General features: G+C 68.8%; 3 protein-coding genes. All 3 read left to right on the forward strand.

The annotated features are described in order from the left end of the window. Window positions 1–1,143: sarcosine oxidase subunit beta family protein (locus HC022_RS24175; protein ID WP_167454096.1), on the forward strand; the 1,143-nt coding region annotated here is incomplete at its 5' end. Between the two features lie 11 nt (window positions 1,144–1,154). Next, complete coding sequence (locus HC022_RS24180) at window positions 1,155–1,457, forward strand: sarcosine oxidase subunit delta (RefSeq protein ID WP_167454097.1); 303 nt, start codon at window positions 1,155–1,157, stop codon at window positions 1,455–1,457. Then, on the forward strand, window positions 1,454–2,415 hold a 962-nt coding region (locus HC022_RS24185; RefSeq protein WP_254885260.1), incomplete at its 3' end, for a 2Fe-2S iron-sulfur cluster-binding protein. The genes HC022_RS24180 and HC022_RS24185, both read left to right, overlap by 4 nt.

A 2,415-nucleotide genomic window follows, 5' to 3' on the forward strand; every position in this document is an offset into this window, starting at 1 on the left:
GTCGGCGCCGGCGGCCATGGCCTGGGCGCTGCCTACTACCTCGCCAAGCAGCACGGCATCACCAATATCGCCGTGATCGACAAGGGCTGGCTGGGCGGCGGCAACACCGGCCGCAACACCACGATCATCCGCTCGAACTATCTCTACGACGAGAGCGCGCGGCTGTTCGACCACTCGGTCGACCTGTGGCAGGGCCTGAGCCAGGAGCTCAACTACAACGTCATGTATTCGAACCGCGGCTGCCTCATGCTGGCGCATACGGTGCATGACGTGCAGAGCTTCAAGCGCCACGTCCACTCCAACCGGCTCAACGGCGTCGACAACCGCTGGCTCACGCCGGAGGAGTGCAAGGAATACTGCCCTCCAATCAACATTTCCAAGACCTCGCGCTACCCCGTCATGGGCGGTGCGCTGCAGGAACGCGCCGGCACCGCCCGCCACGACGCGGTGGCCTGGGGCTATGCCCGCGGGGCCGCGGCGCGCGGCGTCGACATCATCCAGAACTGCGCCGTCACCGCGATCCGTCGCGGCCCGAACGGCGCTGTGATCGGCGTCGACACCGACAAGGGCTTCATTAAGGCCAAGAAGGTCGCGGTCTCGGCCTCGGGCCACAACAGCATGGTCATGGCGACCGCGGGCGTCCGCCTGCCGCTCGAATCCATGCCGCTGCAGGCGCTGGTCTCGGAGCCGATCAAGCCGGTCTTCCCCTGCGTGGTCATGTCCAACGCCGTGCACGCCTATTGCTCGCAGTCCGACAAGGGCGAGCTGGTGATCGGCTCCGGCACCGACCAGTACGTGTCCTATTCCCAGCGCGGCGGCCTGCCGCTGATCGAGCACACCATCGCGGCGATCTCCGAGGTGTTCCCGATCTTCAACCGCATGCGGATGCTGCGGAAATGGGGCGGGATCACCGACAACACCCCGGACCGCTCGCCGATCATCGGCAAGACCCCGGTGCCGAACCTCTACGTCAACTGCGGCTGGGGCACCGGCGGCTTCAAGGCGACCCCGGGCTCGGCCCACGTCTTCGCCTGGACCATCGCCAAGGACGAGCCGCACCCGATCAACGCGCCGTTCACGCTCGAACGCTTCCGCACCGGCCGGCTCATCGACGAAGCCGCCGCCGCCGCCGTCGCGCACTGAGGATCCCGACCATGCTCCTGATTCATTGCCCCTACTGCAACGAGACGCTGCCCGAGGTCGAATTCGCCTATGCCGGCGAGGCCCACATCGTGCGCCCGGTGAACCCGTCCGAGGTTTCCGACGCCGACTGGGAAGCGTTCCTCTTCCTCCGCGACAACGTGAAGGGCCCGCATTACGAACGCTGGCGCCACCTCCACGGCTGCGGACGTTTCTTCAACGCCGTGCGTGACACCGTTTCCGACAAGTTCCTGACCACCTACGAGGCCGGCGCACCGCGTCCCGACCTCGCCAGCCTGACCGAGCGCCTGAAATGAGCCAGTATCGCGTATCCGGCCGGGGCCGCGTCGACACTTCGCGCCCCGTGAGCTTCACCTTCGACGGCAAGACCTTCACCGGCGCGCAGGGCGACACGGTCGCCTCGGCGCTGCTGGCCAACGGTGTCCACCTGATGGGCCGCTCGTTCAAGTACCACCGTCCGCGCGGCCCCGTTGCCGCTGGCTCTGAAGAACCCAACGCGCTGATCGGCACCCGCCGCGGCGCCGGCCGGTTCGAGCCGAACACCCGCGCCACCGTGCAGGAGATCTGGGACGGGCTCCAGACCAATTCGCAGAACAAGTACCCGAGCCTCAAGTTCGACGTGGGCGCGGTCAACGACGCCGCCTACATGCTGTTCTCGGCCGGGTTCTACTACAAGACCTTCATGTGGCCGCGCAGCTTCTGGGACAAGGTTTACGAGCCGTTCATCCGCGGCGCGGCAGGCCTCGGCGTCTCGCCGACCGAGGAAGACCCCGACCACTACGCCTCGCGCAACATGCACTGCGACGTGCTGATCGTGGGGGCTGGCCCGTCCGGCCTCGCCGCGGCCCGCGCTGCCGCCGTCGAGGGGCTGAAGGTCGTGCTGGTCGACGAGAGCCCCGAGGCGGGCGGCACGCTGCTGTCCGAACCGCAGGTGAAGATCGACGGCAAACCCGCATGGGACTGGCTCGCGGCCGAGGTCGAGGCGCTCAAGGCGCTGGGTGTGAAGATCATGACCCGCACCACCGCCATCGCATACTACCACCAGAACATGGTGGGCCTGTGCGAAAAGCTGACCGACCACCTCGCCACGCTTCCCGCCGACACCCCGCGCGAGCGGCTGTGGCGGGGGGGGGGCGGGCGGGGTGGGGCGGCGCCGGGGGCGGGCGGGAAGGCGGCCGGGGTCCCCGGGCAAGAACGGCCCGGGGGGGGGCGCGCGGGGGCGGGCCCGAACCACCCCCACCCCCCCCGCGGGCC

Origin of the sequence: Salipiger sp. HF18 (assembly GCF_011806505.1) — a bacterium.
Taxonomy (GTDB): Bacteria; Pseudomonadota; Alphaproteobacteria; order Rhodobacterales; family Rhodobacteraceae; genus Salipiger; species Salipiger thiooxidans.

Excerpts from the sequence above, each read along its gene's own strand:
- HC022_RS24180 (WP_167454097.1), top strand. The coding sequence starts at position 1,155 with ATGCTCCTGATTCATTGCCCCTACTGCAACGAGACGCTGCCCGAGGTC.